The sequence below is a fragment of the Streptomyces sp. NPDC059142 genome, assembly GCF_042755665.1.
Classification (GTDB): Bacteria; Actinomycetota; Actinomycetes; order Streptomycetales; family Streptomycetaceae; genus Streptomyces.
The window spans coordinates 57,091-60,565 of the sequence record NZ_JBHZDA010000038.1; the positions used below are offsets into that span (position 1 = coordinate 57,091).

Sequence of the window (3,475 nt, forward strand, 5' to 3'; positions counted from 1 at the left end):
ACAAATCCATCACTGTCTCGCTAGCGTCTCCCCCCTCCGCGGGGGGGCGGGGGCCGGCCCCGCCGCCGGCCCCGGGCGCCCCCCGCCCGGGACCGTTGGGCCGGAGACGCGGCGTGGGGACTACTCGGACGCTCCGACCAGCTCGTTGTCGGGAGAGACGGCGAACCAGGTGCCGCCGACGCCCTGACCATTGGTGTCACCGGGCTTCTTGTCCCCGGCGAAGGTGTAGATGGGTGAGCAGTTGAGGGTCTGCTGCTTGATTCCGTCGGGCCGGTCGAAGGTGACGAAGCCCTTGGTGGTGACGCCGTCGACGTCGTTCTTGGAGACGGGGGCGACAACCGGCCACTTGTCGAGGCAGGCGCCGGTGCAGGCGGTCTTCATCGGCCAGGCCGAGTCCTTCTTGAAGCGGTAGACCGTCATGCCGCGCGCGTCGACCACGACGTCGCCGAGCTTCGGGTCCTTGCGGACCGAGAGGCCCGCCAGATCGCCCGAGGACCCCTCGCCCGCGCCGCCGCCGGCGGCCGTCGGGGACGCCTTCTTGCCGTCGGGGGCGGACGCGAACCAGGTGCCGCCCACACCCTGGCCCTTGGCGTCGCCGACGCTGGTGTCCTTGGCGTACCGGTACATGGGCCAGCCGTCGACGGTGAGCTGCTTGGTGCCGTCGGCCCGGGTGATCTCGCCGAGCAGGGAGGCCTCGGTGCCGGCCGCGGCCTTGGCGTCACCGGCGGTCACGACGGGCCACGTCGCGGCGCAGTCGCCCTCGCAGTTGGACTTCGGCGGGGCCGGCGTGTCCTTGTCGAAGCGGTAGAGGGTGAAGCCCTCGCTGTCGGTGAGGACCTTGCCGAGCTTCTTGCTGTCCCACACGGCGAGTTGCCCCGCGGGCTTGGCCGCCGCCGCCGTACCGGCCCCGGCGGCACCGGCCCCCGCCCCGGCACCGGTGTCGGAGCCGTATCCGCTGTCGGCGGCACCGGCGGGGTTCGCGGCGCCGACGGACTGTCCGTTGGTGTTGGTGCCCGGGTCCTGACCGCACGCCGTCGTCAGGGCCAGTACGGCCGCCGCGGTGACCGCGAGCGAGGCGTTCCGCCAGGTGTTCATGTCAACTCCTGATATCCATGGGCCGGTTGAGGCGCTGGGATGCGCTGCTCATGGTCCTAAGTACGGAACGGAGGCGGCATCCCGTTCAACGCGGCCGGAAAAAACTTCGCGGCGTGTTCTCGTCGGTGACGAATACCCCCTATCAGGGGGAATCCGAGCGACTTCCGGCGTGCCGGGGCCCGGTGGTGACCAAGCTCCTGCCCGTGCATGGATCGCTCGTCGGACGGCTGCTCACAGCCGCCGCACTCATCTCGCTGTCGGCCGCCGCCCCGGCGCCCGCCGCGGCGGACAGTTGCGCCCACGCCTCGACCGGTACGGGCTCCACGGGGGAGGCGGTGGCCGTGGCGGGCAGCGGCGGCTGCCGGCCGACCCCGACGCCTCCCCCACCGCCCGAACCACCACCGAAGCCGCCACCGCCTCCTCCACCACCGCCACCGCCACCACCACCACCTCCACCACCGCCTCCACCTCCACCGCCACCACGGCCGACGCCACCGCCACCGCCCGTGGTGGTCACGCCGGAGCCGCCGCCCGTCGTCCGGCCCGCCCCTCGACCGCCCCGCGCGGCACCGGCACCGCCGCCCGTCGCGACGCCCCGGCCCCGTCCGGTGGCCGTCACACCCGCACCGCCCCGTCCCGCACCGCCGCCGCCCACCCCCTCCCCCACCCCGAGCCCGACCCCGTCCGCCGCACCGTCGCCGCCCGCCGTGGCCCTGCCCGCCTACCGCCCGGCGACCCGTCAAAAGCCGCCCGGCTCCACCTCCCCCGTCCTGCGGATGCTTCTGATCACGGCCCCCGCCGTACTCGCCGCGGCCGTGCTGCGTCCCCGCTCCCGCCCCCGTTCCCGCTGATCCACGGAGGTCCCCCATGTCGGACTGGCTCGTCCTGGGCATCGCGATGGCCGCCGCCTGCGCGGTCGTCCTGACCATCGTCATCTTCAACAACCGGGGCGTCACCGAGGACGACGACGCCCCCGCCGAGATCCCCGGTGTCATGGACTACATGACGATGATGATCGGGGTGGTCTACGCGATCGTCCTCGGCCTGGCGATCGCCGGCGTCTGGGAGGCCAGGGGCGCCGCCCAGGAGTCGGTGCGCCAGGAGGCGCAGGCGCTCCACGAGATCCGCCAGCGCGTCCAGGTCTACCCCACCGAGGTGCGGGAGCAGATCCGCGGCGACGTGGACGCGTACGTCTCGTACGTCGTGCACACCGAGTGGCCGCACATGTCCCGGCACGAGGCGCTCAGCGCGAAGGGCACCCAGCTCTTCGACAAGCTGCGCACCGATGTCTCGCAGTACGCGCCCCGCACCGATCTGGAGGGCCAGGCGTACCAGCCGCTGGTCGACCAGGTGGCCGCCGCCGACGACGCCCGGGGCGCCCGGGGTCAGAACGCGGGGGACACGATGCCGGGGGTGGTCTGGTTCGGCCTCATCATCGGCGCGGCGGTCACCGTGGGGATGATCTTCGTCCTCCGGATCCGGCGCTCGTTCCGCGAACTGCTGCTGGCGGGGCTGTTCAGTGTGCTGATCGCCTTCCTGCTCTTCCTCATCTGGGACTTCGACGCCCCGTACGGACGCGGCATCGGCGCGACCACGGCACCGTTCCTCGACCTGTTCCCGCAGATCGGCGGCTGACCGACGGCGAACGGGGCACGGCTGTCCGCCGCACGGGGGACCGCCGTGCCCCATTCGCCCGTCAGCGATCGCGGCTGTGGTAGGGCGCTCCTAGCGTTTCCGGCATCGAGGCGCAGGCACCGGTCTTCTGTGGAAAAAGGTTCCACCGCTGCTCCTCGGGGACCCGGAGGCTCATCATGCGCGCGATACGTGCCGCGACCACCGCTCTGCTGGGAGTGGCCGCACTCGCCCTGACGGCGCCCCCCGCGGGGGCGGTGGTGCACGGCGGCAACACGCCGTTCGGATTCACCGTCACCCCCTCCACGGTCGCCCCGGGCGGGCGGGTGACGCTCGGCGTCACCAACTGCGCGACCTCCGCGACCGCTTCCTCGGCGGTCTTCGACACCGTGACGATCCCCTCGGGCCGTACGACCGCGGCCACCGTGGACTGGGACGCGAAGCGGGGCGCGGTGTACCAGGTGTCGTTCAGTTGCAATGGGACGACCGGCCGTACCAACCTCACCGTCGCGGCCGCGGCCGCCACCCCGACCCGTGCGCCGACCGTTTCCACCACCTCGGTCACCCCCTCCGGGGTACGGGGCGGTCTGGGCGGCAGCGTGGGGGGCGTCGGCACCGGCGAACTCGCCGCGGGCGCAGCGCTCGTGGTGGCCGGTCTGGCCGGAGCGCTCCGGACCGCGCGCCGGCGGACGGAGGACCGCGTCCACTGAACCGCCCCGGCCGACGCCGGACGCCCGTCGCCCCGAGC

Annotated in this window: 3 protein-coding genes; 2 read left to right on the forward strand and 1 reads right to left on the reverse strand. The window is 73.3% G+C overall.

The window, feature by feature from the left end; genetic code table 11:
• Positions 1–120 precede the first annotated feature (120 nt).
• A complete protein-coding gene (locus ACFXPK_RS16520) occupies positions 121–1,095 on the reverse strand; it encodes an SCO0930 family lipoprotein (protein ID WP_385003541.1) in 975 nt (324 codons plus the stop codon).
• 867 nt (positions 1,096–1,962) lie between these two features.
• On the opposite strand from ACFXPK_RS16520, the gene ACFXPK_RS16525 reads away from it, so the two are divergent.
• Positions 1,963–2,730, forward strand: a complete 768-nt coding sequence (locus tag ACFXPK_RS16525) for a hypothetical protein (RefSeq protein WP_385008086.1) — start codon at positions 1,963–1,965, stop codon at positions 2,728–2,730.
• A 176-nt stretch (positions 2,731–2,906) separates the two neighbouring features.
• The gene (locus ACFXPK_RS16530) at positions 2,907–3,437 is read left to right on the forward strand and encodes a hypothetical protein (RefSeq protein ID WP_385075876.1); all 531 of its coding nucleotides are present in this window, start codon (positions 2,907–2,909) and stop codon (positions 3,435–3,437) included.
• The last annotated feature ends 38 nt before the right edge of the window (positions 3,438–3,475 follow it).